At 69.5% G+C, this 22769-nt stretch carries 24 protein-coding genes and 2 tRNA genes; 13 read left to right on the top strand and 13 right to left on the bottom strand.

What is annotated here, in order from left to right:
• The first annotated feature begins 183 nt into the window (after positions 1–183).
• Positions 184–609, top strand: a complete 426-nt coding sequence (cutA, locus tag Pme01_RS21045) for a divalent-cation tolerance protein CutA (protein WP_373315504.1) — start codon at positions 184–186, stop codon at positions 607–609.
• A gap of 401 nt (positions 610–1010) precedes the next feature.
• A complete protein-coding gene (locus Pme01_RS21040) occupies positions 1011–1277 on the top strand; it encodes a hypothetical protein (protein WP_168116952.1) in 267 nt (88 codons plus the stop codon).
• Positions 1278–1361: 84 nt separating this feature from the next.
• On the opposite strand, the gene Pme01_RS21035 is transcribed toward Pme01_RS21040, so the two are convergent.
• The 4 genes from Pme01_RS21035 to Pme01_RS21020 form a co-directional block, all read right to left on the bottom strand.
• Positions 1362–1841 (bottom strand): NUDIX domain-containing protein, encoded by a 480-nt coding sequence (locus Pme01_RS21035; protein WP_239088366.1) that lies wholly within the window; start codon positions 1839–1841, stop codon positions 1362–1364.
• 10 nt (positions 1842–1851) lie between these two features.
• On the bottom strand, positions 1852–2364 hold the full coding sequence (locus Pme01_RS21030; protein ID WP_203935771.1) for a hypothetical protein: 513 nt from the start codon (positions 2362–2364) through the stop codon (positions 1852–1854).
• A gap of 114 nt (positions 2365–2478) precedes the next feature.
• Positions 2479–3192, bottom strand: coding sequence for a creatininase family protein (locus tag Pme01_RS21025; RefSeq protein ID WP_168117062.1), 714 nt, complete (start codon positions 3190–3192; stop codon positions 2479–2481).
• A 36-nt stretch (positions 3193–3228) separates the two neighbouring features.
• On the bottom strand, positions 3229–4410 hold the full coding sequence (locus tag Pme01_RS21020; RefSeq protein ID WP_168116953.1) for a helix-turn-helix domain-containing protein: 1182 nt from the start codon (positions 4408–4410) through the stop codon (positions 3229–3231).
• 217 nt (positions 4411–4627) lie between these two features.
• Here Pme01_RS21020 and Pme01_RS21015 point away from each other — a divergent pair, with 217 nt between their 5' ends.
• The 5 genes from Pme01_RS21015 to Pme01_RS20995 all read left to right on the top strand — a co-directional run bounded on the left by Pme01_RS21015 (position 4628) and on the right by Pme01_RS20995 (position 8624).
• On the top strand, positions 4628–4780 hold the full coding sequence (locus Pme01_RS21015) for a hypothetical protein (protein ID WP_168116954.1): 153 nt from the start codon (positions 4628–4630) through the stop codon (positions 4778–4780).
• 16 nt (positions 4781–4796) lie between these two features.
• A complete protein-coding gene (locus Pme01_RS21010) occupies positions 4797–5018 on the top strand; it encodes a hypothetical protein (protein ID WP_168116955.1) in 222 nt (73 codons plus the stop codon).
• Entirely contained in the window at positions 5018–5662 is a 645-nt protein-coding gene (locus tag Pme01_RS21005) for a helix-turn-helix domain-containing protein (protein ID WP_168116956.1), read from the top strand. Before Pme01_RS21010 ends, Pme01_RS21005 begins: the two co-directional genes overlap by 1 nt.
• A gap of 180 nt (positions 5663–5842) precedes the next feature.
• A complete protein-coding gene (locus Pme01_RS21000; RefSeq protein ID WP_203935769.1) occupies positions 5843–7654 on the top strand; it encodes a DUF1996 domain-containing protein in 1812 nt (603 codons plus the stop codon).
• 58 nt (positions 7655–7712) lie between these two features.
• Complete coding sequence (locus tag Pme01_RS20995) at positions 7713–8624, top strand: carbohydrate kinase family protein (protein ID WP_168116957.1); 912 nt, start codon at positions 7713–7715, stop codon at positions 8622–8624.
• A gap of 36 nt (positions 8625–8660) precedes the next feature.
• Here the strand turns inward: Pme01_RS20995 and Pme01_RS20990 are convergent, their stop codons facing one another.
• Genes Pme01_RS20990 through Pme01_RS20980 form a run of 3 tightly spaced genes read right to left on the bottom strand, consistent with a single transcriptional unit; the run spans position 8661 to position 12591 of the window.
• The gene (locus Pme01_RS20990) at positions 8661–9977 is read right to left on the bottom strand and encodes a plasmid pRiA4b ORF-3 family protein (protein WP_168116958.1); all 1317 of its coding nucleotides are present in this window, start codon (positions 9975–9977) and stop codon (positions 8661–8663) included.
• A gap of 41 nt (positions 9978–10018) precedes the next feature.
• Positions 10019–11488: a glycoside hydrolase family 43 protein gene (locus Pme01_RS20985; protein ID WP_168116959.1), complete on the bottom strand. Its 1470-nt coding sequence runs from the start codon at positions 11486–11488 to the stop codon at positions 10019–10021.
• Positions 11489–11544: 56 nt separating this feature from the next.
• Positions 11545–12591, bottom strand: coding sequence for a LacI family DNA-binding transcriptional regulator (locus Pme01_RS20980; RefSeq protein WP_168116960.1), 1047 nt, complete (start codon positions 12589–12591; stop codon positions 11545–11547).
• Positions 12592–12795: 204 nt separating this feature from the next.
• On the opposite strand from Pme01_RS20980, the gene Pme01_RS20975 reads away from it, so the two are divergent.
• Entirely contained in the window at positions 12796–14691 is a 1896-nt protein-coding gene (locus Pme01_RS20975) for a glycoside hydrolase family 3 protein (RefSeq protein WP_168116961.1), read from the top strand.
• Here Pme01_RS20975 and Pme01_RS20970 read toward each other — a convergent pair.
• Entirely contained in the window at positions 14688–15557 is an 870-nt protein-coding gene (locus tag Pme01_RS20970; protein ID WP_168116962.1) for an LLM class F420-dependent oxidoreductase, read from the bottom strand. The two genes, Pme01_RS20975 and Pme01_RS20970, sit on opposite strands and share 4 nt — an antisense overlap.
• 260 nt (positions 15558–15817) lie before the next feature.
• Between Pme01_RS20970 and Pme01_RS20965 the strand changes: the two genes are divergently transcribed.
• The 4 genes from Pme01_RS20965 to Pme01_RS20950 all read left to right on the top strand — a co-directional run bounded on the left by Pme01_RS20965 (position 15818) and on the right by Pme01_RS20950 (position 19368).
• Entirely contained in the window at positions 15818–16387 is a 570-nt protein-coding gene (locus tag Pme01_RS20965; RefSeq protein ID WP_203935768.1) for an AMIN-like domain-containing (lipo)protein, read from the top strand.
• A 90-nt stretch (positions 16388–16477) separates the two neighbouring features.
• Entirely contained in the window at positions 16478–17158 is a 681-nt protein-coding gene (locus tag Pme01_RS20960) for a response regulator (protein ID WP_168117065.1), read from the top strand.
• 9 nt (positions 17159–17167) lie between these two features.
• Positions 17168–18541 carry an ATP-binding protein gene (locus Pme01_RS20955; RefSeq protein WP_168116963.1) on the top strand — a complete coding sequence of 458 codons (1374 nt, stop codon included), beginning with the start codon at positions 17168–17170 and terminating at the stop codon, positions 18539–18541.
• Positions 18538–19368 (top strand): Gmad2 immunoglobulin-like domain-containing protein, encoded by an 831-nt coding sequence (locus Pme01_RS20950; RefSeq protein WP_168116964.1) that lies wholly within the window; start codon positions 18538–18540, stop codon positions 19366–19368. Before Pme01_RS20955 ends, Pme01_RS20950 begins: the two co-directional genes overlap by 4 nt.
• An 82-nt stretch (positions 19369–19450) precedes the next feature.
• Here Pme01_RS20950 and Pme01_RS20945 read toward each other — a convergent pair whose 3' ends face one another.
• The 3 genes from Pme01_RS20945 to Pme01_RS20935 form a co-directional block, all read right to left on the bottom strand.
• Positions 19451–20002 carry a Uma2 family endonuclease gene (locus Pme01_RS20945; RefSeq protein WP_168116965.1) on the bottom strand — a complete coding sequence of 184 codons (552 nt, stop codon included), beginning with the start codon at positions 20000–20002 and terminating at the stop codon, positions 19451–19453.
• Positions 20003–20083: 81 nt separating this feature from the next.
• Positions 20084–20157 (bottom strand) — tRNA-Ile (locus tag Pme01_RS20940).
• Positions 20158–20385: 228 nt separating this feature from the next.
• A tRNA-Asn gene (locus tag Pme01_RS20935) sits at positions 20386–20458 on the bottom strand.
• Between the two features lie 253 nt (positions 20459–20711).
• Between Pme01_RS20935 and Pme01_RS20930 the strand changes: the two genes are divergently transcribed.
• The gene (locus Pme01_RS20930; RefSeq protein ID WP_168116966.1) at positions 20712–21122 is read left to right on the top strand and encodes a hypothetical protein; all 411 of its coding nucleotides are present in this window, start codon (positions 20712–20714) and stop codon (positions 21120–21122) included.
• Positions 21123–21173: 51 nt separating this feature from the next.
• Here Pme01_RS20930 and Pme01_RS20925 read toward each other — a convergent pair whose 3' ends face one another.
• Together Pme01_RS20925 and Pme01_RS20920 are read right to left on the bottom strand one after the other, a co-directional pair.
• Positions 21174–21989, bottom strand: a complete 816-nt coding sequence (locus tag Pme01_RS20925) for an ABC transporter permease (protein WP_168116967.1) — start codon at positions 21987–21989, stop codon at positions 21174–21176.
• A 14-nt stretch (positions 21990–22003) separates the two neighbouring features.
• Positions 22004–22768: an ABC transporter permease gene (locus Pme01_RS20920; RefSeq protein ID WP_168116968.1), complete on the bottom strand. Its 765-nt coding sequence runs from the start codon at positions 22766–22768 to the stop codon at positions 22004–22006.
• Between the last annotated feature and the right edge of the window lies 1 nt (position 22769).

Below are 22769 nucleotides of genomic sequence, written 5' to 3'. Positions count from 1 at the left end.
GTCGTTGACAGCCGGAAGATGCCTGAGTTGATCAGCGTGCTAGCTGCTCGTCACGGCTTGACATAAATAGGAGCGTCCAAGATCAAGCGGGTGGCTCGCCGGCAGCCGGTCGATCTCTCGGGGTGAGCGATCGTAGATGTTCGCGTACCCGTTTAGCCAAGCGAGAGTGTCACAATGGGCCCGGTGACGACCGGATCTGACATTGAGGCTGATGCTGTGTCGACTAGAAGCGATATTCCCAGGTCAACGGCTGCGATAGTTGCCGAGCTAGGCACCACGACTGGCTGCATCGAGGTCTCGACAGCAACCGACACTCGGGAAGCTGCCCAGCAACTAGCGCGGTCAGCAGTGGAGGCACGGCTAGTCGCTGGCGCTCAAATCGTCGGACCGGTGGAGTCCGTTTTCTGGCACCTCGGTGAGTTTGGCGTAGGTCAGGAGTGGCGCCTGTCGCTCAAGACTCACATCTCCCGGTTCAAGGAGCTTGAGGCTCATCTACTCGAACACCATCCGTGGTCGAATCCGGAGGTGTCGGCAGTACCAATCGTCGCGGGCTCAGACGGCTACCTCGATTGGATACGGCGCATGACCGATGTGGACAGCGACGAGTGACTTCTATCCCCTGACCTTTTCCAGAGCTTCGTCTACTGCCGGTAGTCCATGATGTTTGGCGAGTTGCGTAAGGACAGGCGCGATCTGCAGCCTGGGACGGACGCCGCGAATGCCCTGAAGGAAGGCAAACAAGCCCTCATTACTCCACGATGTGTCGTGCACTAGCGCAGTTAGGCCAGCAGGGGGCTGCGAGCCGATCGGAACGGCGGGCAGCGCTTCGCGGCGGCTGTTCCTCGCCTCATTCCTGGATGTCACGGCAAAAGCCGACTACACCACCTTCCGCCTCTACGACCGCGACCAGCTCATCGCCGAGGTTGCCCGCACGACCAGCAAGAACATCGCTAGATTCAAGGTCCGTAAACCCGAACCCCACGACGGGCCATCCAGCCAGGAGGCGCGCGATGAGCGAGGCCGGCATCCAGCACGTGGTGCTCTACCGAACGCCCAAGGGGTGGCGCGTCTCGGTGACGGAGATCCCTGGTGCCATCGGCTGCGGGGTGCTGCCCGACACCCCGCAGGACGCACCAATCGAGATCGCCCAAGACGACCTTCTCCAGTACCTCCGTCAGTACTGGAACTTTGAGGGCACGCTGACCTGGCAGCAGACCGAGCCGAACTGGTGGGCAGCTGAGCCCGGCCCACCGGCCGGGCAATCGGAGATCGTCTAGCCGGAGCTGTCACGGATCATCTGACTGCGATCCGTAACGCATCAAGTGGGGCCCGACAATCAACCGGCAGCCGGCCGCCTAGGTTCAGGCTTCCGGATGCGCACCGTGCTCCAGGTACGTGGATCGGCCCGACCCTCGCGCTGCATGCGTGGCTTGGAGTCGGCGAACGAGACGTGCAATGGTGAAGCGGTCCAGATCAGCCGTCGGGACGAACGCGTACTCGGCAATCTCACCGTCCCCGAAACGGACGCTGGACAAGACGTTGGGGTTCAGCCTTCCACCATCGAAAATGAAGAGGACCTTGTCTCCCTCTTCGGGATGCGGTGCCCAGTCGACCGAGAGTAGGTCGCCGATCGGTGGACGGATGCCCAGTTCCTCCGCGACCTCTCGGACGACGGCCTCTCGAGGGCTCTCGCCCGGCTCGACGTACCCGCCCGGGATATCCCAATACTCCTTGTAGGTGGGCCGTACCAGCAACAGCCGGTCATGTTCGTCGACGAAGATGACGCCTGCAGCTACGAGCGGTTTAGCGAGGGCACTGGGCTGGGCTTCAGTCGAGGTCACGATCTCGACTCTAGAGTGGTGAGGCCGTGACATGCACCCGCTGAGCAAGACCAGCCAGTTCAAAGCTTGGCTTGCGACGACCACGACGCATCCAGGTCTGCACGAAACGGCGACTCAATGCGTGGTGGCGGACCTGTTCCGGCGCGATTCGCTCGGCGTCAAGGAGGGTGGAGAGTGCCTCGTCAGTACGGTTCCACGCGCTCAACGCCCTCGCGGTCTCCATCGCGTGTCGTACTCGGCGTTCCGTCGGAAGTGCCGAGGTGTCCAGCTGCGGGCCGAGGTCGATGGCGACCTGGACGTCACCGAGGTCCATCGCCGTCGTCACTCGGTGGATCGCAACATTGGTGGGGCCGAAGGCTGTCCACAGATGGTTGGCATCTCCGCCGAGCCGTCGAGCGGACTCGTCAGCCTCCTCGAGATAGGCGCGCACGGCAGCTCGGTCCTCATCGCGGGCCGCTGCAACAGCACCGGCGAGGAACAGGGTTCCGTAGATCGACAAGTACTCGGGAGAGGCATCGGCCAAGCCCGGATTTAGGAAATCTGCCGCGTCCTGGGTGAGCTGCTTCGCCTCCCGGTAGCGGCCCGTCGAGAGCAGCCCGATGTCTCCGCGACAGCAGCGGATGCCTACAGGCGACCGTTAGCCCTGGCTAGTCACTGCCGAGAAGGTGGACGCGAAGGATCGGACCAGACTTGTCAGAGCGTCGCTGCCCTTCGCCTCCGCGCCCAGGGACGGGCGCCCGATGACGCCGGACTTGGTGTATTCCGTCATGCCGAGGGTGAGCAAGTGCGCACGGTCGTTGGCTTCCCAGTCAGCCGTCTTGTTGCCGGTCCGGATCACCTCCGGGTACGTGGCCAGCAGGATCGACGTTTCTAACTCGCCGGCGTGCATGTCCTCGTGACCGCCAGTCTCCATGCCTGCGTCCCGGCGCGCTCGTTCCCAGTCGGCCCCCATCGGGAACACCGCCATGCGTGGCCCGTGCACCGATGCCTCCTGAGCGATGTTGGCGAGGACGTAGTTGCCTCCGTGCCCACTGATGAGGACCAGGCGCTCGACGCCAGACATCGCCAGGGACTCCGCGATGTCGGTGACCACCTGGTGCAGGGTTCGGGCGCTGATACTCACGGTCCCTCGCCAACCAGCGTGCTCGTGGGAGCAGGAGATCGTGATCGGGGGCAAGACCATCACCGGGTACTGGCGAGCGATCTCCCGGGCGACGACGCACGCGACGATCGTGTCCGTAGCTAGCGGGAGGTAGTCGCCGTGCTGCTCGAAGCTGCCTACCGGTAGGAGCGCGACGCTGGTTTGCCGGTCTGCCTCGTCTTTTGACGTTGCTGCGGTGATGAGGTCGATCACGGCCAGGTCGCCCTCCCCTGTTCACGCGGCCGGCTAGACCAACCTCCGGATCCGCTCGCTTAGATCCGATACTTCCGCATCCCGCCGCCACGGCGCTAGTCGTACGCGTACGCGTTGTAGTTCGCTAAGCGCCCGGCTCGACGTAGCGGACTTAATGATCTCAATCGCACGTCGGCCGGTTTGACATGCTCGCTCGATGTCCTCACGGCCGACATGGGCGTTTGTCAGCCTCGCAAGGCACAGTCCTTGGTCTCGTCGCAGCGCTTCCGGCCAGGTTTCCAGGCTGCGCTCGTAGGTGGCGATGGCCGAGTCGAACTGACCCAGCTCGCTCCAGCAGTTCGCCGCCTCCATGTCGATGTACGACTGGGTGCAGTACGGCGCTCTGTCTTCCGACACGTCGTCAGGCCGCAACACCTCCTCACGCGCCGAGTCGAGAGCTCGGGCGCACTCGCTGGCATCCCGGAGTCGTGCGCTCGCGCGGCCACGCTCCCGAAGGATCAGCGCCCGAATCCGTGGCGGCACTTGCCCAGCGTTCCGTAGTGCAGCCTCAGTCAAGCCGATCGTTCGGTCGGGGTTGCCGAGGTCGGTAGCAATATCAGCCTTGCGCATCAACACGTACGCCATCTCCCGGGCGTCGTTCATCTCTAGCGCGTAATCCATCGACCGGTCGGTGTACCGCATAGCAGTGGCGGGATCACACGCATCTTGGTAGAGCCAACCCGTGAACTCGTTGTATCGGCATGCGAGGCACAGCAACTCCTGCCGGGTCTCGCCGCGAGCATCCGACATCATCGCATCGAGCAGCCGAGTTTGGGTACCGACAACGTCTACCAAATGATGTGGACCCATGAGGTTGTCGGCGCGAACGTGTTCGGCAAATACGTTCCGGAAGTAACTGACAAGTTCAGGGCCGACACGTGGTGCGACTCGTTGAAGCGTTATTGAACCATTGACGCTATCCCCGACGAACCCAAGCTCATCAGGATCACGACCGTAGATCCGGCAGAAGAGGCGCTGGTAGACAGCATCAATTTGTCCATGTCCGTTCTCCCATCGTGACAGCATCGTCTTCAGGCTGCGCTCCTCCGCGATGGTCACACCCAGGTCGACGGCAGCTTGCTGCAGGGCACGGATGGTCTGTGTTTGCTTCCAACCGAGCTCAAGCCGAGCGGCCTGCAACGGCGTTGCCGCCTGAGACGACGCACTGAACTCCATGCCTACCTCCGGTCATGGCTGTCCGCTTGGCCCGCTCCATTCTGAACGAATCGACACTGGTCGTCATCGGTTAACACCGCCAAGTTAACCGAATTAACTTCCGTCATCTGACACTCCCCGGCTTCCGCGAGGTGTTCTTGACGTCACGAGCGACAACCGCTCGTAGGGCCGAGAGCGACAGTCCACAGGGGACGCGCTCAGTGGCAGGAGGCATGTCGTGAAGCTGTTGATCGACATAAGCAAGGTGCAGTTCTCGGTGACCCGTAATCCCGGGGCTCGCAACGACCACAACGGCAAGCAGACGTACCCGCGCAAGGCCCCGGCCCGGCGCCATGCGAGCAGTGGCATCTCCGGCCCGGTCGGGTGGTGAACACATGGTGCTGTCGATGCCGGAGTTTCCCGACCGGCCGTACGTGCGCGACATCCACGAGGCACAACGTCGGGGATTTCCCATCTTCGACACCACCGCGTACGAGATCTACCGGGCAGCGCTGACCAGTCACGTCGGACTGAGCGACAACCCGGCGGTGAACGACGTCCTTCACCCGCTCGCGCAGCAGGCACGACAGTGGTTGCAGCAGCACCCGCACACGCCGGTGGTCGACTGATGTGGTCGCGCGGGACACCGGCCTCGGGGGCGCACGATGAGCAGTTGTCATTCGGGGAACTGGTTACCAGGCGGAGGCTTGACCTCGGGCTTAGCCAAAGCGAGCTTGCCGATCGGATCTGCGCCGAAGCCGGCCGGCCGACGCTCACCAGGCATGAGGTTTCCCGGTACGAGCGCGAGGTGAGGCTACCGACCCAGACATCCCTGGTGGCCTATGCCGCCGCGCTCAACCTTCCACCTGTCGTGCTGGCTCGGGCGACGCAAAATACCCGCGCCCGCCGCCACCCGCGCGCGCCGGGAAGCACTGTCACGCACCAGCGGACGGCGCCGGTCCTTCCCTCAGCGGAGTCGCACCCAGGCGGAATCGAGCGGCCGGCCCACAGGGACGAGTACCGCTCGCCCGGGCCGGTCGAGAAGCTAGCCGTCGCGCGGGTGGTGCCGAGCGATGGATGGCGGGTCGACCTCACCCTGCGGATCGGTGAGTACACGGGTACCACAGACGAGCAGGTGTTCGTTGTCGTCGTCCGGCAGGGAGCGATCTCGTCCGACGGCACGCCGGCACCGTGGGGATGTATTGCCGGGCCCGATGGCGCCCCGACACTCTCGGTGATCATGGAATTGGGTAGCAGTTCAAGACAGCCTTAAATGTTGCTTGAGATTTCCACAGGTAAACCGCGTCACGGATAGGCATCGAGGCTCACCAACCCGCCTTGAACTGCTAAAACTCCACACTGGACAGAATTTTCAAGATCATAAGACGATGTTTCGCCGGCGCGCCGGGACCGGAATACTACGGCCCGACGAAGCGAACGAGGTGACGGGTACATGAGGCGAGCGGCGCGGCGGGTTCGGTCGAGGCGCAAGCGCATCCTGGCCATAGCGATGGGTCTCGTACTCGCGGCGGGTTTCGCGGCCGGGATCCGGGCCGCGGCGGCGAAGGAGAACACCGACCCGGACATCCTGGCCCTCATGGCCCGGTTCCCCAATGACCAGGCGCCGGGCGCCTGCGACCTACCGAGGGCCAGCAGCGCGCCGAGGCACCAGGCCTCGGCGTCACCGTCGACCGCCCCGCCTCCGACCAGGGACTCGGCGGCTGGGGAGTTGGCTGCGGCTCTGGCTTCCGCGTCGCCGCCGGCGGCTGCGGCCTCCGCGTCGGCCTCCCCCGCGGCCTCACCCACGGTGAAGTCTTCAGGCCTTCCCGCGTCCTGCCACCACGGCGACCGGGGCGGGCCGTTGGCCAGCGACTTCGTCAACATCTCCGATGTCACGGCGAAGCCGCGCGCGGCGACCGCCGGACGCGACGCCTCGCGGGGCACCTTCGTCTCGCTGTGTGGTCGCAACGAGAACAACCACCGCAACCCGGACAACTTCATCGTGGCGCCGGGCGTGAGCAACGGCGCGCACCACGTACACGACTACGTCGGCAACCTCTCCACCGACGGCTTCTCCACCGACCAGAGCCTCGCGGCCGCCGGCACCACCTGCAAGGGCGGCGACCGGTCCACGTACTTCTGGCCGGTACTGCGTGGCCGCGGCAAGGCGGGCCCGGACGTCGCCGAACCGGGCGGCGGCCAGGACAGCAACGTCGGCGTGATCCTTCGCCCGACGGACGTGCGACTGGAGTTCCGGGGCAACGCCAAGACCAAGGTACGGGCGATGCCCACGTTCCTCCGCGTGATCACCGGCGACGCCAAGGCGGGCACGAACGGACCGGCCAACGCCCGGGCCGCGTGGACCTGCGCCGGCTTCGAGGACCGGACCACGGTCAAGTACCCGATCTGCCCGAAGGGCAGCAGGGTGCAGCGGATCCTCGACTTCCCGAGCTGCTGGGACGGCCGGAACACCGACAGCCCGAACCACCGGTCGCACATCGTGTTCCCGAAGAACGACGGCTCGTGCTGGCAGCGGACGGTCGCGGTACCGCAGCTGCGGATGGTCCTCAGCTACGACGTACCGGCAGGATCCCTGATCTCGCTGGACAGCTTCCCGGAGCAGAAGCACAACCCGCTCACCGACCACGCCGACTTCACCAACCTGATGCCGGACGCGCTGATGCGGCTGGCCGTCGACTGCATCAACGCCGGGCGTAGCTGCGACGCGGCCGGACCCGTCGGCGCGGCGGCGGGTGGCGGCCACAGCGCCGCCCCGGCCCCGACGGCAACCCGCGAACCGGGCGGGAGCGCCTCCAGAGGCGGCGCCGCGCACAGCCACGCCAGCCCGCCCGGCATGCGGGTCGGGCAGCAGGCGACGCCCCCGGCCGCGACGCCACCCGCCCCGGTGTCCACCGCTCCCCCGACCGGGGCGCAGCCGACGCCCACCGCCGGGACGCAGCCGGCCGGCGCCACGCCGGGCACCGACGGGAGCCAACAAACCGACGGGCGCGAACAGACTCCACCCGGGCCGCCGGATGACGCCCGACGGCAGCTGGCCGAACCACCCTTGCCCGGCCTGGCCGGGGTCGCCGGGGCGCCGGGCGACGCCCGGAACGGGACGAACCCCAGCGCGCAGGCCGCCGATCAGCCACCGGCCACCGCGGTGGCCGGTACCAGCCGTACCCTCCTGTACACCCTCAACGGGTTGGCGCTCGCCGCGCTCGTGGTGTGGCTGGTGACAGTCCGCCGCCGCCGTCTGCGATAGACGTACACCCCATGATCGGAGAAGACTCGGAGGATCCGGCCATGGAAAGGTGAGGGCGATGATCGTGGTTTGCGGCGAGGCACTGATCGATCTCGTACCCGCCGGGCCGCCGGCTACCTGGCGCGCGGCGTACGGCGGCGGGCCGGCCAACACGGCCGTCGCGCTCGCCCGGCTGGGCACCCCCGCCGCCCTTGCCTGCCGGCTCTCCGGTGACAACTTCGGCCGGCAGCTCCGGTCGTACCTTCAGGACGCGGGCGTCGATCTCAGCCTCGCCGTCGCGGCCGCCGAGCCGACCACCCTCGCCGTGGTCTCGTTCGACGAGCGCGGCAGCGCCGACTACCAGTTCTACGTCAACGGCACCGCCGACTGGCAGTGGTCGGTCGACGAGCTGCCGGGCCGGCTGCCACCCGGTACCCGAGGACTGCACGTCGGCTCCCTGGCCAGCATCATGCCCCCCGGCGCGGCCGTGCTCCGGGAGTGGGTCTCGGCGCACCGCGACGCCGTCACGGTCACGTACGAGGCCAACGTCCGGACGGCCCTGCTGCCCGACCGGGACGCCTACCGGCGCCACATCGGTGACTGGCTCGACGTCGCCCACCTCGGCAAGGCCAGCGTCGACGATCTGACCTGGCTGTACCCGGACCGGCAGCCGCTGGAGGTGGCACAGTCCTGGCTCGGGGAGCATGACCTGGCGCTGATGCTCGTCACCGCCGGAGCGGACGGCGCGGTCGCGGTGGCGCGCGGCCAGGATCCGGTACGCGTACCGGGGGTCCGCGTCGACGTGGTCGACACCGTCGGAGCCGGTGACACCTTCACCGCCGCCTTCCTGCACCGGCTCGGGTCGGGTGCTCCCGACCCCGGGAATCTCGAAACCGCGCTCCGGTTCGCCGTCGCGGCGGCGGCCCTGACCTGTACCCGCAAGGGCGCCCAACCCCCGACCCTGGACGAGGTCGAGCGGCTTCTGGGCTGAACCGTCGACCAGAGTGGACACCCTGCCGGGCACCCGTCAGGTGAGGACGCGGGCCAGCCCCGCCAGCGCCCGGTTCGCGCCGTCCACGTCGAACCCGTCGGCGCCGGCATCACCGAACCCGTCGGCGCCGGCATCGCCGGGCGCGGCGCGGCGACCGGCCAGGCAGCGCGGGTACGCGACCCCGGGCTCGGCGGCGAGCACCTCCTCGACGAGGATCTCGTGGTCGGCGCGGTCGTGCCCGTAGTAGATCAGGCTGCGGACGCGGGGGGCGACATCGTCGAGCCTGCTCGACCGGGAACTGCGCTGACCCGACCCACGGTCGACGCCGTAGTCGCCGGTAGGGGTCCGGAACACCCACGGGCCGGACCCGCCCCAGCCGAACACCGCCTGGATCCCGCGGTGCAGCCGGTACAGGGTGGTCTGCGACGGCACCTCCAGGCGGCGCCAGACCGGCGGCTTCGCGCCGCGCAGCGTGACCTTCACCCGGTACACGGTCGCCGTTCGGCTGCGCGCCGGGGCGCGGGACGGCAGCAGCGAGGCCCGGGACCGCAGCAGCTCCAGGTAGCAGCGCACGTCCGCGACCTGGTCGGGCGCGACCGGGCAGGGCGGCTTGCCGAGCGCGCCGTCCAGGATGGCGCGGGCCTCGGCCGGCTCGTAGTCGTGGAAGGTCAGCCCGTACCGGTTGGCGGCCCGCTGGTAGTCGGCACGGATCAGGTCGGGGTCGTCGGCCGGCCAGCAGTCCTTGACCCCGCCGCCGAGTTCGTGGTCGACCAGTACGGCCAGCGCGTGCCGCCGGCGGCCGTAGCTGAACGTGACCGCGAGCGCCTCGTGCACCCCGGCGCCGTCGGTGTACCCGAAGCAGGCTCCGGCGCGGGGCGTCCCGAGCCGCCTGGCCCACGGGCGGTCCACCAGCCCCGCCGACACCAGCCGGTCCGCGGCCTCCGCCGCCGCCGGCCGCACCTGCTCCGGCCCGACCACCGCGAGGACCCGCAGCATGGCGAGCGCCTCCGGACGGCCGTACTCCTCGGCCTGCGAGATCAGGCTGTCCAGCAGCTCGGGCACCTCGTCCTCGGCCGAGGCGGTCTCGTACATCATGCTGAGGAACTCGACGCCGGCCAGCTCGGCGCTCCACGGGTCGCAGTCGCGCCGCAGCAGCGGCTTCCACATCGCCATCAGCCCGGCCAGCGACTCCTGCCGCGACGGCAGCAGCCCGGCGTCGACCAGGCGTTGCATCATCTTCTCGAGGCCGTCGGGCCGGTCGAGCGCGCGCAGCACCTCGCCTTCGGGCACGCCGGCCGCGGCCAGCATCTCCAACAGGTGGGCCAGCTCGCCATCCTCGGCCACGGCACTCATCGTGCCACCGTGCGGCGGCGCCGGCCTCCGGAGAAGGGGCGTCAGGTGCTCGCGTACTCGTACCAGTCGAAGGCGACCGTCCCGCTCGCGGCGTACATTCCGATCACGCGCCCGGTGAACCCGCCGGCCACCTCTGTGGACAGATAGCGCCCGTCCAGCTCGGCGAGGCAGGTACGGTCGCCGCCCCGGTCCGGTTCGAAGCCGAACCGGATCCGGTCGGGCGGGACGCCGATGGTACCGAAGGATGCCGGCGCGGGCTCGACCTCGACATACAGCACGACCGGCCCCCGGTCCACCCGGCCGGAGCCGAGCCGCTGCGCGAGCGGGCCGATCCGGGCGTGGCACCACGCCTCCTCGCCGTTGGTCTCGATCTCGAAGTGGTGCCGCTCGTCGAGGCGTACCACCACCCCGCCGCGGCCGGCCCCGGCGTCGACGCGTGCCCGGACGCGGCACGCGGCGTGCTGCTGGCGCCGGCCGACGAAGGCGGGCCGCGAACCGTCCAACGAGTCGCCGGTCGCGAACAGCGTCAGCCAGCCGCGCCGGGCCGTGAGCGAACCGGCCTCCGTGGACGCGCGGCGGATCGACAGCCAGGCCGGCGCGAGCGTGGGGTGGTCGAAGTCGTCCCGCGTGCCGAACGCGACCGGTGCGGGGTCCGGGGCGACCGGTTCCGGGACCGGCCAGCCGTCGACCCACCGTACGGGGGTCAGGAACGTCTCGCGCCCCAGTACGTGGAAGGCCGGCGAGGCGCCGAGCGGCCGCACGCCGAGCAGCACCATCCACCACGAACCGTCGGCGGCCTGGACCAGGTCGGCGTGCCCGGTGTTCTGCACCGGCCGGCTGGTACTGCGGTGGCTGAGCACCGGGTTGCCCGGGTACGCCTCGAACGGACCCCCCGGGGCGGGGCCGCGGGCCACCGACACCCCGTGGCCGCGTTCGGTGCCGCCCTCGGCGATGAGCAGGAACCACTGGTCGCCGATGCGGTACAGGTGCGGTGCCTCCGGGTACGCCAGGCCGGTGCCCGACCAGACGCGCCGGGGGTCGGCGAGCACCTTTCCGGTGTACGGGTCGATCGGCGCCTGCAGGATCCCGTCACCGAAGACCGAGTACGTGAACCAGCAGGTGCCGTCGGTGTCCCAGGCGAGGTCGGGGTCGACGCCGGGCAACTCGACGATGACCGGGTCCGACCACGGCCCGGCCGGGTCCTCGGCGGTGACGATGAGGTGCCCACGGTCCCAGCTGTTGGTGGTGGCCAGCCAGAACCGGTCGCGGTGGTGGCGCAGCGTGGGGGCGTAGACGCCGCCGGAGGACGGGGCGGTCGCCAGCTTCAGTTGGGACGGCCGGTCCAGCGCATTGCCGAGCTGCTCCCACGCGCGCAGGTCGGAGCTTCGGAACACGGGTACGCCCGGGAAGTACTCGAAGCTCGAACACGCGAGGAAGTACTGGTCGCCCACCCGGCAGACACTGGGATCGGGATGGAAGCCCGGGATGACCGGGTTCGGTATCGCCGGCATGTGCGCCGACGCTAGCAGTCGTCGCAACATAGCGGAATGGCTTCGAAATGTTTCGATCAGCGCTCTCTCGGTGGGGCCGTACTCTGCCGCACCACCATGCTCGTGGAGAGTTCAAGGCGGGTCTGCTCCGGCCGCTCACCCCTGGCCAGGGCCAGCACCAGGCGGACGGCCGCGCCGGCCATCTCCACCAGCGGCTGACGGACCGTGGTCAGCGGCGGCCCGACCCAGCGGGCCACCGGCAGGTCGTCGAAGCCGACCACGCTGAGGTCGTCGGGGATGCGCAGGCCGGCCTCGCGCGCGGCCTCGTACACGCCGAGCGCCTGCAGGTCGCTCCCGGCGAAGATCGCCGTCGGCGGGTCGGGCAGCGCCAGCAGCGCGCGGGCCTGCGCGAAACCGGCCTCGACGTGGAAGTCACCGGTGCGGATGAGGTCCCGCTCGACCGGCAGGCCGGCGGCGTCCATCGCGGCCCGGTAGCCGTCCAGCCGGGCCCGGCTGCACAGGACGCGGTCCGGCCCGGAGATCACGGCGATCCGGCGGTGCCCGAGGTCGAGCAGGTGCCGGGTGGCCGACAGCCCGCCGCTCCAGTTGGTAGCGCCGATCGACGGCGTACCGTGGCCCGGCTCGCCGGTCGGGTCGACCACGACGAACGGCACCCCGCGGCTGTCCAATTGGGACCGCTGCTCCGGGCTGAGCCCGGAGAAGACCGAGATCACGCCGGTCGGCCGGCGCGCCAGCACGCCCTCGATCCAACCCCGGCGCGGGGTGTGGCGGCCCTGCAGCTCCGACAGCACCACCGCCAGGTCGGCCTCCCGTGCGACCTCCTCGACGCCCCGGATGATCTCGATCGCCCACGCGCTCTCCAGCTCGTGGAAGATCAGTTCGAGCAGAGGCGCGGTGCTGACCGCCTTCTCCGGCCGCTGATAGCCGTACTCCCTGATGATGGCCTCGACGCGCTCCCGGGTACCGGCGGCGACATCGGACCGACCGTTGATCACCTTCGAAACGGTCGGAACCGAGACGCCCGCCCGCTCGGCGATCCGGGCGATCGTGACGGCTCGGCGGGGACGGGGAGCGCCGTGCGCGTGATCAGCGGACGCGGACATGGCGCGAGTGTACGTGAGATCTCCCTTAGGTCCATCCACGATCTGATCGACGTCTAACGATGGCTCAGCCGCCGGCACGGCAGCCGAAAGTTTCGGCACATGGCGAGCGCGCCGCCGTGGCCTTCCCGGAAATTGGGCACGCTCCCACTAGCGCCACCCACCCCGTCCTCCTATCGTCAACATATCGACGAAGGAGAATCTGTCATGAGCCCGCGACCGGACGCATCCGGCGTACCCCGGCGCCGCCTCCGGCGGGTCGCCCCCCTCTCCGCGCTCGCCGTCGCGGTGCCGCTGGCCTTCGCGGCCGCCGGCTCCGGCGCCCCGGCCCGGGCGGACGCCACCCGACCGGCGGCCGGTTACACGTACCCGTACCAGGACCCGTCGCGCAGGGTGGCAGACCGGGTCTCAGACCTGCTCGGACGGATGAGCCTCGACGACAAGGTCGGCCAGATGACCCAGGCCGAGCGCGGCGCGATCAGTACGGCGGACGTGACCACGTACCGGGTCGGCTCGATCCTGTCCGGTGGCGGCTCGGCACCCTCGCCCAACACCCCGGCCGGCTGGGCGGACATGTACGACAGCTTCCAGCGGGCCGCGGTCGCCACGCCGCTGGGCATCCCCATGATCTACGGGCTGGATGCGGTGCACGGCAACAACAACGTGTACGGGTCGACCATCTTCCCGCACAACATCGGTCTCGGCGCCACCCGCGATCCGGCCCTGGTACAGCAGATCGGGCGGGCCACCGCCGAGGAGGTCACCGGGGCGGGCCTGGACTGGACGTTCGCGCCGTGCCTGTGCGTGGCCCGCAACGACCGGTGGGGCCGCACGTACGAGTCGTTCGGCGAGACCCCCGAGCTGGCCTCGTCGATGACGACGGTGATCACCGGCCTGCAGGGCCCGACGCTCGCCTCCCCCGCGTCGATCCTGGCGACCGCCAAGCACTACGTCGGTGACGGCGGCACCACCGGCGGCCGGGACCAGGGCGACACCCAGGTCAGCGAGCAGGAACTGCGGGCGATCCACCTGCCGCCGTTCAAGGCCGCCGTCGACCGCGGCGTCGGCTCGATCATGGTGTCGTACAGCAGCTGGAACGGCGTCAAGATGCACGGCAACCGGTACCTGCTCACCGACGTACTCAAGGGCGAACTCGGCTTCAAAGGCTTCCTCGTCTCCGACTGGGCCGCGATCGACCAGCTCGACGGGGCGAGCGGCTTCACTCAGCAGGAGGTCACCACCGCGATCAACGCCGGTCTCGACATGATCATGGTGCCGAACGACTACCGGACGTTCATCTCCTACCTGAAGGCCGCCGTCCAGTCCGGGGCCGTCCCGACCTCCCGCATCGACGACGCGGTCAGCCGCATCCTGACCAAGAAGTTCGAACTGGGCCTGTTCGAGCACCCGTACGCCGACCGCTCCTACGCGCAGACGGTCGGCAGCCAGGCCCACCGGGACCTGGCCCGCCAGGCGGTACGCGAATCGCAGGTGCTGCTGAAGAACGCGGGCGGGATCCTGCCGCTGTCCCGTACCGGTGGGAAGATCTTCGTCGCCGGCAAGAACGCCGACGACATCGGCAACTCCAGCGGTGGCTGGACCATCTCCTGGCAGGGCCGATCCGGCAACATCGTCCCCGGTACCACGATCCTGCAGGGCATCCGGTCGGCGGTCGGATCGGGGGGCACGGTGACGTACAGCCGCGACGGTTCGGGCATCGACTCCTCGTACCGGGCCGCCATCGCGGTGGTCGGCGAGACGCCGTACGCGGAGGGCCAGGGCGACCGTACCGGCGCGATGGGGCTGGACTCGACCGACCTGGCGACCCTGCAGCGGCTCAAGGCGTCCGGCGTACCGGTCGTCACGGTGCTCGTCTCCGGCCGACCGCTGGACATCGCCGCGCAACTACCGGACTGGCGTGCGCTGGTCGCCTCCTGGCTGCCCGGCAGCGAGGGCGCCGGCGTGGCCGACGTGCTGTTCGGCGGCTACAACCCGACCGGGAAGCTGCCGGTCACGTGGCCGGCCGGCACGAGCCAGGAACCGATCAACAGCGGGGACGGCAAGATCGGGCTGTTCCCGTACGGGTATGGGTTGAATTACTAACCCAGCGTGGCGAGCTTCGGCACCACCCGCTCGGCGAACTGCTCGGCGTACTCCACCGGGTGGCGGTCGGGCATCGTCTGCACCTCGGTCACGCCGAGCCCGGCGTACTCGCCGACCTCGGCCACGAACGCGTCCACGTCGACCAGCGCCGGGCGCATGACCAGGACCGTCTTCTCGATGGCGTCGTAGTCGCGCCCTTCGGCGGCGCAGTGCTCGCGCAGCACGTCGAGCTTGCGCGCGACCTCGGCCGGGCCGGTGCCGAACAGGTTGCAGGCGTCCGCGTACCGCGCCACCAGCCGCAGCGTCTTCCGCTCTCCGCCGCCGCCGATCATGATGGGCGGGCGGGGCCGGCTGATCGGCGCCGGTACACACAGCGTCTCGGCAAGCTGGTAGTGGCGGCCCTTGAACGGGCCGTTGAGGTCGCTCCACATCTGCAGGCAGATCAGCAGTGTCTCCTCGAGCCGCTCGAAGCGCTCGGCGACCGGTACCACCGGCACGCCGAGACCGGCCTGCTCACGCTCGTACCAGGAGGCGCCGATCCCCAGCCGCGCCCGGCCCTGTGACAGCACGTCGAGGGTCGTGACGATCTTCGCCAGCAGGCCGGGGTAGCGGTACATCACGCCGGTGACGAGCAGGCCGAGCGTCATCCGCTCCGTCTTGGCCGCGAGGTAGCCCAGCGTGGTGTAGCCCTCCAGCATCGGCTCAGCGGCCGACGCCATCGACTCCATCTGGAAGTAGTGGTCCATGACCGTGAACGAGGAGAAGCCCGCCTGCTCGGCGATGCGCGCCGTCTCGGCGAGGGTCGGGGCGATCGCGGCCGGGTCATCGGGGATCGAGAAGTTCCAGTAGTGCAGGCCAAGCCTCATCGCGGCTCCTCCGGGTCTCGTGACCATTCACCGTGACTTGCGCGGTGCCACCGGCGCCAAGCCTAGCGGCGCGACGTCAGCCCGGCTTATCCGCCGCGGCGCCGTCGGACGCGACCCGGTCGGCGCGGACCTCTGACGTCCGCCGCCCGCCCGCCGTAACCCTCCGGTTACGTGCCGGTGGCGCCACGGTGGCACAACCGGCCCACTGTGCGTAGTTGTCACCGCCAACCCGGCGGGGCGACTCGCTCAGGGAGGGCACGATGAAACTCAGGAACGTACTGGTCGCGATGGCCGTGACGGCCTGCGGCCTGGTGGCCGCCGCGGCTCCGGCCGGCGCCGGCATGATGCGGGCGTCCACCGCGGCGCCGTACTGCGGCATCACCTGGGGCAGCCAGGACAGGTCCGCCGACGCGCTGAGCACCGCTGTCCTGCTGTACAGCCGCACCGGTCAGCACGACTGCTACGACCGGGTGGTGTTCGAGTTCGACGGGCCGGCGAACGGGTACGCCATCTCCTACGGCGAGGCGTACACGGAGGGTCAGGGGCTGGCCCTGTCGCCGTACACCGCCGGCGGCGCGGTGTTGAAGGTGACGCTGCTCGCGCCGGCGTACTACCAGTCCGGCGCGGAGGCGTACCCGTACCGCTCGGGTGACCACACCGCGAACGTCGTCGGGTACCAGACCCTGCGCGACGTGGTCTTCGGCGGCAGCTTCGAGGGGTACACGAGCTTCGCCGTGGGCGTCCGGGCCCGGCTGCCGTACCGGGTGTTCGTGCTCTCCGGGCCGGGCACGCACAGCCGGATCGTGCTGGATGTCGCGCACCGCTGGTAGCCACCCCTCTTCTCATGATCACTGAGAGTTTCGGCGTCATGGCACCCCGAACTCTCGGTGATCATGGAGGTGTCATGTATGACAGTCTCTATGGACGGCTTGGTGCTCGTCGTGGAGGACGACGCCTCCATCCGGGAGGTCACCGCCCTGGGCCTGCGGCGCGCCGGTTTCCGGGTGAGTACCGCCGTGGACGGCCGTGAGGCGCTGGCCTTGTGGCGCGCGCAGGAGATCGATCTGATCGTGCTGGACGTGATGCTGCCCGGGCCGGACGGCCTGGAAGTGTGCCGCGAGATCCGCCGGACCAGCCAGGTACCGATCCTCATGCTCACCGCCCGGACCGACACCATCGACGTGGTCGTGGGGCTGGAGTGCGGGGCGGACGACTACGTCCGGAAGCCGTTCGACCCGGCCGAGCTGACGGCCCGGGTACGGGCCCTGCTGCGCCGCTCGTCGGCCCCGGTCGAGGAGACGACCCTGTCGGTCGGCGGGCTGGAGATCGACCCGGCCCGCTTCACCGTGTACAAGGACGGGCGCGAGCTTCCGCTCACCTCGACCGAGTTCCGCCTGCTGCTGGAGCTGGCCCGCCGCCCCGGCCAGGTGTTCACCCGCGACGTGCTGCTCGACCGGGTCTGGAACTACTCGTACCTGGGTGACTCACGCCTGGTCGACGTGGCGGTACAGCGGCTGCGCGCGAAGGTGGAGGACGACCCCGCCCGGCCGAGGCTGATCAGTACCGTCCGCGGCGTCGGCTACAAGCTGTCCGGCCCCTGAGGAGCCGGGATGGCCACGCGCGCGATCGTACCGGGCCGGCTGCGGCGCCGGCTGACGATCGCGTTCGTCCTCGTCGCCGGGGTCTCGGCGGCGGTACTGGCGGTCGGGTCGTACCTGATGGTGCGCCAGGCCCGGTTCGACGACTCACTGCGGCAGGCCACAGTGGACACCCGGTACCAGCTCGTCCTCGCGCGGCAGTTCCTGCCGCTGGACGACGAACGCAGCGCCGGCCTGCTGGCCAGCTTCGAGACCAGCGGACGGCATGTCCTGCTGGCCACCGGCGACGCGACCACCGCGTCGAACGCCAGCTTCTCCCCCGCACCCGGCGGCCGGCTGCGGGCCGCGGTGGCGTCCGGACAGCTCGGGTACGAGCGGACGCCGGGTGACCTGCTGGTCGTCGGCGGCCGGATCCCCGGCTCGACCGCGGAGCTGTACGTGGTGCATCCCGAGGGCCGGATCCGCCGCGACCTGGACCAGCTGCGGTACGCCCTGGTCGCCGGCTGGATCGCGGTGGTACTGCTGGCCGCGGGCGTCGGCCACGTCCTCGCCCGCCGGACCCTCGAGCCGGTCGGCCGGGCCAGTCGGGCGGCCCGCGCGGTGGCCGAGGGGCTGCTCGCGACGAGGCTGCCGGTGACGGGCCGGGACGAGTTCGGCGCCTGGGCCGCGTCGTTCAACGACATGGCACAGGCCCTGGAAACGAAGATCAACCAGCTGTCGGCGGCGCAGGCCCGCGAGCGCCGTTTCACCGCCGACGTCGCCCACGAACTGCGTACGCCGGTCACCGCCCTGGTCGCCGAGGCGTCGCTGCTGGCCGATCACCTCGACCGACTCCCGCCCGACACCCGTCGCCCGGCCGAACTGCTGGTGGCCGACATGGTACGGCTGCGCCGGCTGCTGGAGGAGCTGATGGAGATCTCCCGGCTGGACGCCGGCCAGGAACCGGTGTTCAGCCGGCCCGTCGACCTCGCCGTCGAACTGCGCTCCCTCGTCGAGGCGCACGGGTGGCGCGACCGCGTCACCGTGACCGGGGAACCGGCCGTCGTGCGTACCGATCCGCGCCGGCTGGACCGTGTGGTCGCCAACCTGATCGCCAACGCGGTCGAGCACGGCGACGGCCGGGTGGGCACGGACGTACGCCGGGACGGGACGACCGCGGTGGTCACGGTGACCGACGAGGGGCCGGGCATCGCGCCGGAACACCTGCCGCACCTGTTCGACCGCTTCTACAAGGCCGACCCGTCCCGCAGCGGCCGGGGCAGCGGGCTCGGCCTGGCCATCGCGCAGGAGAACGCCCGACTGCTCGGTGCCGGGCTGGCGGTACGCAGTGAGGTCGGCGTCGGCACCGAGTTCCGGCTCGAGCTACCGGTTGGACCACCGTCATGAACCGTCTTGTCATCGTGTTGCTGCCCGCCTTGTTGGCCGCCGGCTGTTCGGTCCCCCGGTCCGGAACGCTGGGGACGGCGCCGACCGGCAGCGCGGCCGCTTCCGCGCCGCCGGCCGCCGAGACCTCGCCCACCGGTACCGTCACCGTCCAACTGTGGTTCGTCCGGGCCGGGAAGCTGGTACCGACCCACCGCACCCGCCCGGCGACCGTCGCCACGTCCCGGCTGGTCCTCGCCGAACTCGCCGCCGGACCTTCGCCGGCGGAGGCCGCGGCCGGGCTGAGCAGCGCAGTCCCCTCCGGTGCCGGGTTCGGCATCGCCTCGATCGCGGACGGCGTGGAGACGGTCAGCTTCGACCCGGGCTTCTCCGCCGGGGACACCGGCACGGTACGGCTACGCCGGGCGCAGGTCGTGTACAGCCTGACCCAGTTCCCGACGGTCTCCAGGGTCCAGTTCCGGTCCGGCGCCGAGCCGCTCGGCCGGCCGGCGGCGCGCAGCGAGTACGCCGACCTGCTGCCGCCGATCGTCGTGACGAGTCCGGACATCGGCGAGCGACTGTCCGGCCCGGTGACCGTCGACGGCACCGCCGACGTGTTCGAGGCGACGGTCAACGTACGCGTCCTCGACGCGGCCGGCCGCGTGATCGCAACCGCGTTCACCACCGCGACCTGCGGTACCGGCTGCCGCGGCGACTACCGCGTCGCCGTCGCGTACCGGCTGGCAGACGACCAGCCCGGCACGGTCGAGGTGTACGAGGTCTCGCCCCGGGACGGCAGCCGGGTCAATGTGGTCGCCGTCCCGGTGATCCTGGCCGCGACGGGTCGATGAATCTCATCGAAGCCTGTGACCATGGGCCATGGCGCCACGCTGGCGGTGTCGGACGCAACCGAGCGCTGAGGAATGACTTCGTTCAAACCACGTGGTCGGCCGGTGCCGTCTGCAGCAACCAAGCCAACGGCAGCTTCGCCCGCTCCTGGTAGCCGCCGTCGGCCAGTTGGTACAGGGTGACCGTCTGAGCGGCGTCGCGGTTCACCACCCAGTACTGGGGGGTGCCCGCTGACGCGTACTCACGCAGTTTCGTGACCTCATCCAGGGCCTCAGACCCTGGCGACACGATCTCGACCACGAGCAGAAGGCCGTCGACAGCCAGCCAAACACCGCGGGGCGGCGGCTTCCTCCACACGCTCAGATCAGGTATCCGGCCGCCGACGCCATCGGAACCGGGAATCCGGACTCCTGCCACCTGGAGCACCTGCTCGGCAGGCCAGCCGGCCATGATCAGCCACGCGAAGAGGCGACTGGCGATCGTCGCGTGCTCGGAATCGGGCGGCGGCATGACCGACAGGACCCCCTCGGGGCTGGTCTCGTACCGGTGTCCGTTCGGATCGGCGGCGTTCATCGCAGCCAGATCGTCGAGCGTCACGACGGCGGGCATGTGCATGCCGACGGTCTCTGCGCTCATACGGTCGATCGTAATTGAAATGCGCCGAGCCGGCTGCGCCGTCGGCAGCCGCGCGTCGGACGAGTCGGGGTTCGCGAAGCGTGGGGCGGGTGGGACTCGAACCCACGACCGGAGGATTATGAGTCCTCTGCTCTAACCGGCTGAGCTACCGCCCCGGCGCGCTCAGCTTACCCAGCCGTACCCAGCGTTGGCGTACCCGCCGCGCGGGCCCCGACCGCACGCCCGCCGGGCGTCGATCGTCCGTCTCCAGGCGCGGACGGCAAGCCTTCCAAGCGCGAGCCACGAGCCCGTCAGCTCGCTGCCGCAAGCCCTCAAAACCACCCGTCCACAAGGCCATTACAAGCACAAACGCCCGCCATAGCCTGGCGGGCGTCGGACGTTTGCTCCCCCATTTGGACTCGAACCAAAAACCTGCCGGTTAACAGCCGGCTGCTCTGCCAATTGAGCTATGGGGGACCGTATGTCGACCTTGCGAGTGCGACGCGACAAGAGTACACAACCATCCCCCTCCGTGCGCTACCGGGTTGTCAAACACGCCGAGAGATCGTGGACACAGCCAAAAAAAGGACAAAAGGAGCAATCCTCCTTCGGCTCCATCCCTACGTGTAGAGACACGAGGAGACGGGTACGGGGAGGGCACACGCAGGTAGGCGCTAGCGGTCCAGACGCGGACCCGACACGTGCTTCGCGTAGAAGAAGGAGGTCGCTTATGCGCGGCAAGCTGATGTTCCTCGCGGGCCTCGGCGCCGGGTTCGTGCTCGGTACCAGGGCAGGCCGGGAGAAGTACGAGGAACTGGTCCAGGCCGCCCGCAAGGTACGGGAGAACCCGACTGTCCAGGAGGCTGCCGGGGTCGTCCAGGAACAGGCGAACAAGATTGTTTCTGGCGGCAAAGAGATGATGACCGACAAGCTGAGCAACAGCAAGATCGCCGAGACCAAGGTCGGCGAGCGTCTGCTCAATGCGATGGACACCGAGCCGGGCACCGAACGCACCCAACCGTTGGCCACGAGCGGGACGACCCGCCCGACCGGTCCGACCGGTGTTGCGGGCACGACGACGACCGGCGCTGCGGGCACGACGACGACCGGCGGCGCCACCGGCACGACGAGCCGTCACTGACGCTCACAGGTCTTTGCGGGCGGCCTCGCGACGCGGGGCCGCCCGCAAGCGTCACTTGTACAACAGGACGGCCATCCGCCGGCTGGCGATCGCCAACCCGATCGACGCGAACGCGATCAGGTACGCGGTGTGGCCGAGCAGCCCCCATCCGAGCACGCCGGTGGTGAGGCCGCGCAGCAACTCCACCCCGTGGTAGAGCGGCGTGAGCTGCACCACGATCTGCATGACCAACGGGTACGAGCCGGCCGGCGCGAACGTTCCGGAGAACAGGAACAGCGCGAACTGCACCACCATGATGTAGTCGAAGTCCTGCCAGCTCCGCACGTACGTGGCGATCGCCATGCCCATGCCACCGAAGGCGAGGCCGACGATCACGGTCGCCGGTAGGGCGACGAGCGCCCACCCGGCCGACGTCAGCCCCATCGCGACCATCAGCCCCAGAAACGCGACCGAGTAGATCGAGCCACGAACGAGGGCCCACATCAGCTCACCCAGGGCGATCTCGAACGGCTTGACGGGCGTGGCCAGCACCCCGTCGTAGAGCCGCAGGTACTTCATCTTCCCGAAGAAGTTCATCGTGGTCTCGGCCAGCGCGCCGTTCATGGCCGAGGCGGCCAGCATCGCCGGCGCCACGAAGGCCGCGTACGGGATGACACGCCCGTCCGGCAGCGTGAAGCTCTTGATCAGCGCACCGACGCCGACGCCGATCGAGAGTAGGTACAGCACCGGCTCGAAGAAGCCGGAGACGAGGACCCACCAGTACCCGAAGTGGCGGGCGGCCGTGACGTTGCGGCCGGTGACCGCGGCCGCGCGCTGGAACCGTTGCTCGGCGCGGGCCGCCAGGCGCGGCAGCACGAGGGTGACCATCGGTCTTCCTTCCGTCAGTCCGCCAGCCGGCGGCTGAAGCGGTGAACCGCGAGCAGGTAACCGGCCACGCTCCACATCACCAGGAAGCTCACGTGCGCCCACCCTCCCCAGGCGGTCGGCGTGCCGAGGGTGGCCGCGCGCGTCAACTCCACGCCGTGCCACAGCGGCGAGACGTAGGCGAGCGCCCGGGCCGCGAGCGGCAGCGAGTCGACCGGGAAGAACACGCCCGCGAAGAGCGTCATCGGGACGACCGCGAACCGGAACAGCACCGCGAACATCCCGTCGGTGGAGATCGTGGCGGAGTACGCGAAGATCGGCGCCGCGGTGGCGAGGCCGACCAGCACCGCGACCGGCAACGCCGCGGGCGCCCAGGCCGAGTGAACCGCCCCGAAGAGCGCCATCACGACCAGGAAGCCGACCGCGGACAACGCCACCCGCAGCAGGATGTACATGATGTGCCCACGCACCATGTCGGGGATACGGACCGGGGTGGCCCGCATGCCGTGGTACATCCGGTGCCACACGAAGCCGGCGTGCACCGGCCAGGTCGCCTCCCCCGCGGCGACCTGCAGCGCGGTGGAGGCGAGCAGTCCCGGTGCGATGAAGTCCAGGTAGCGCACGCCGAGCCCGCCGCCGCGGTCGACGTAGCCACCGACGGTCAGCCCCATGGCGAGCAGGAACAGCACCGGCAGCAGGAAGGAGCTGAGCACGCTGCCGCGCCAGACCCGCCGGTAGCTGACCAGCTGGTGTTCGAAGACCGCGTACGTGGGATGTGCCATC

The organism is Planosporangium mesophilum (genome assembly GCF_016863255.1).
In the GTDB taxonomy this organism is placed as follows: Bacteria; Actinomycetota; Actinomycetes; order Mycobacteriales; family Micromonosporaceae; genus Planosporangium; species Planosporangium mesophilum.
Note: the sequence above shows the minus strand (reverse complement) of the source record. Positions and strands in the feature narration are given on the sequence as shown.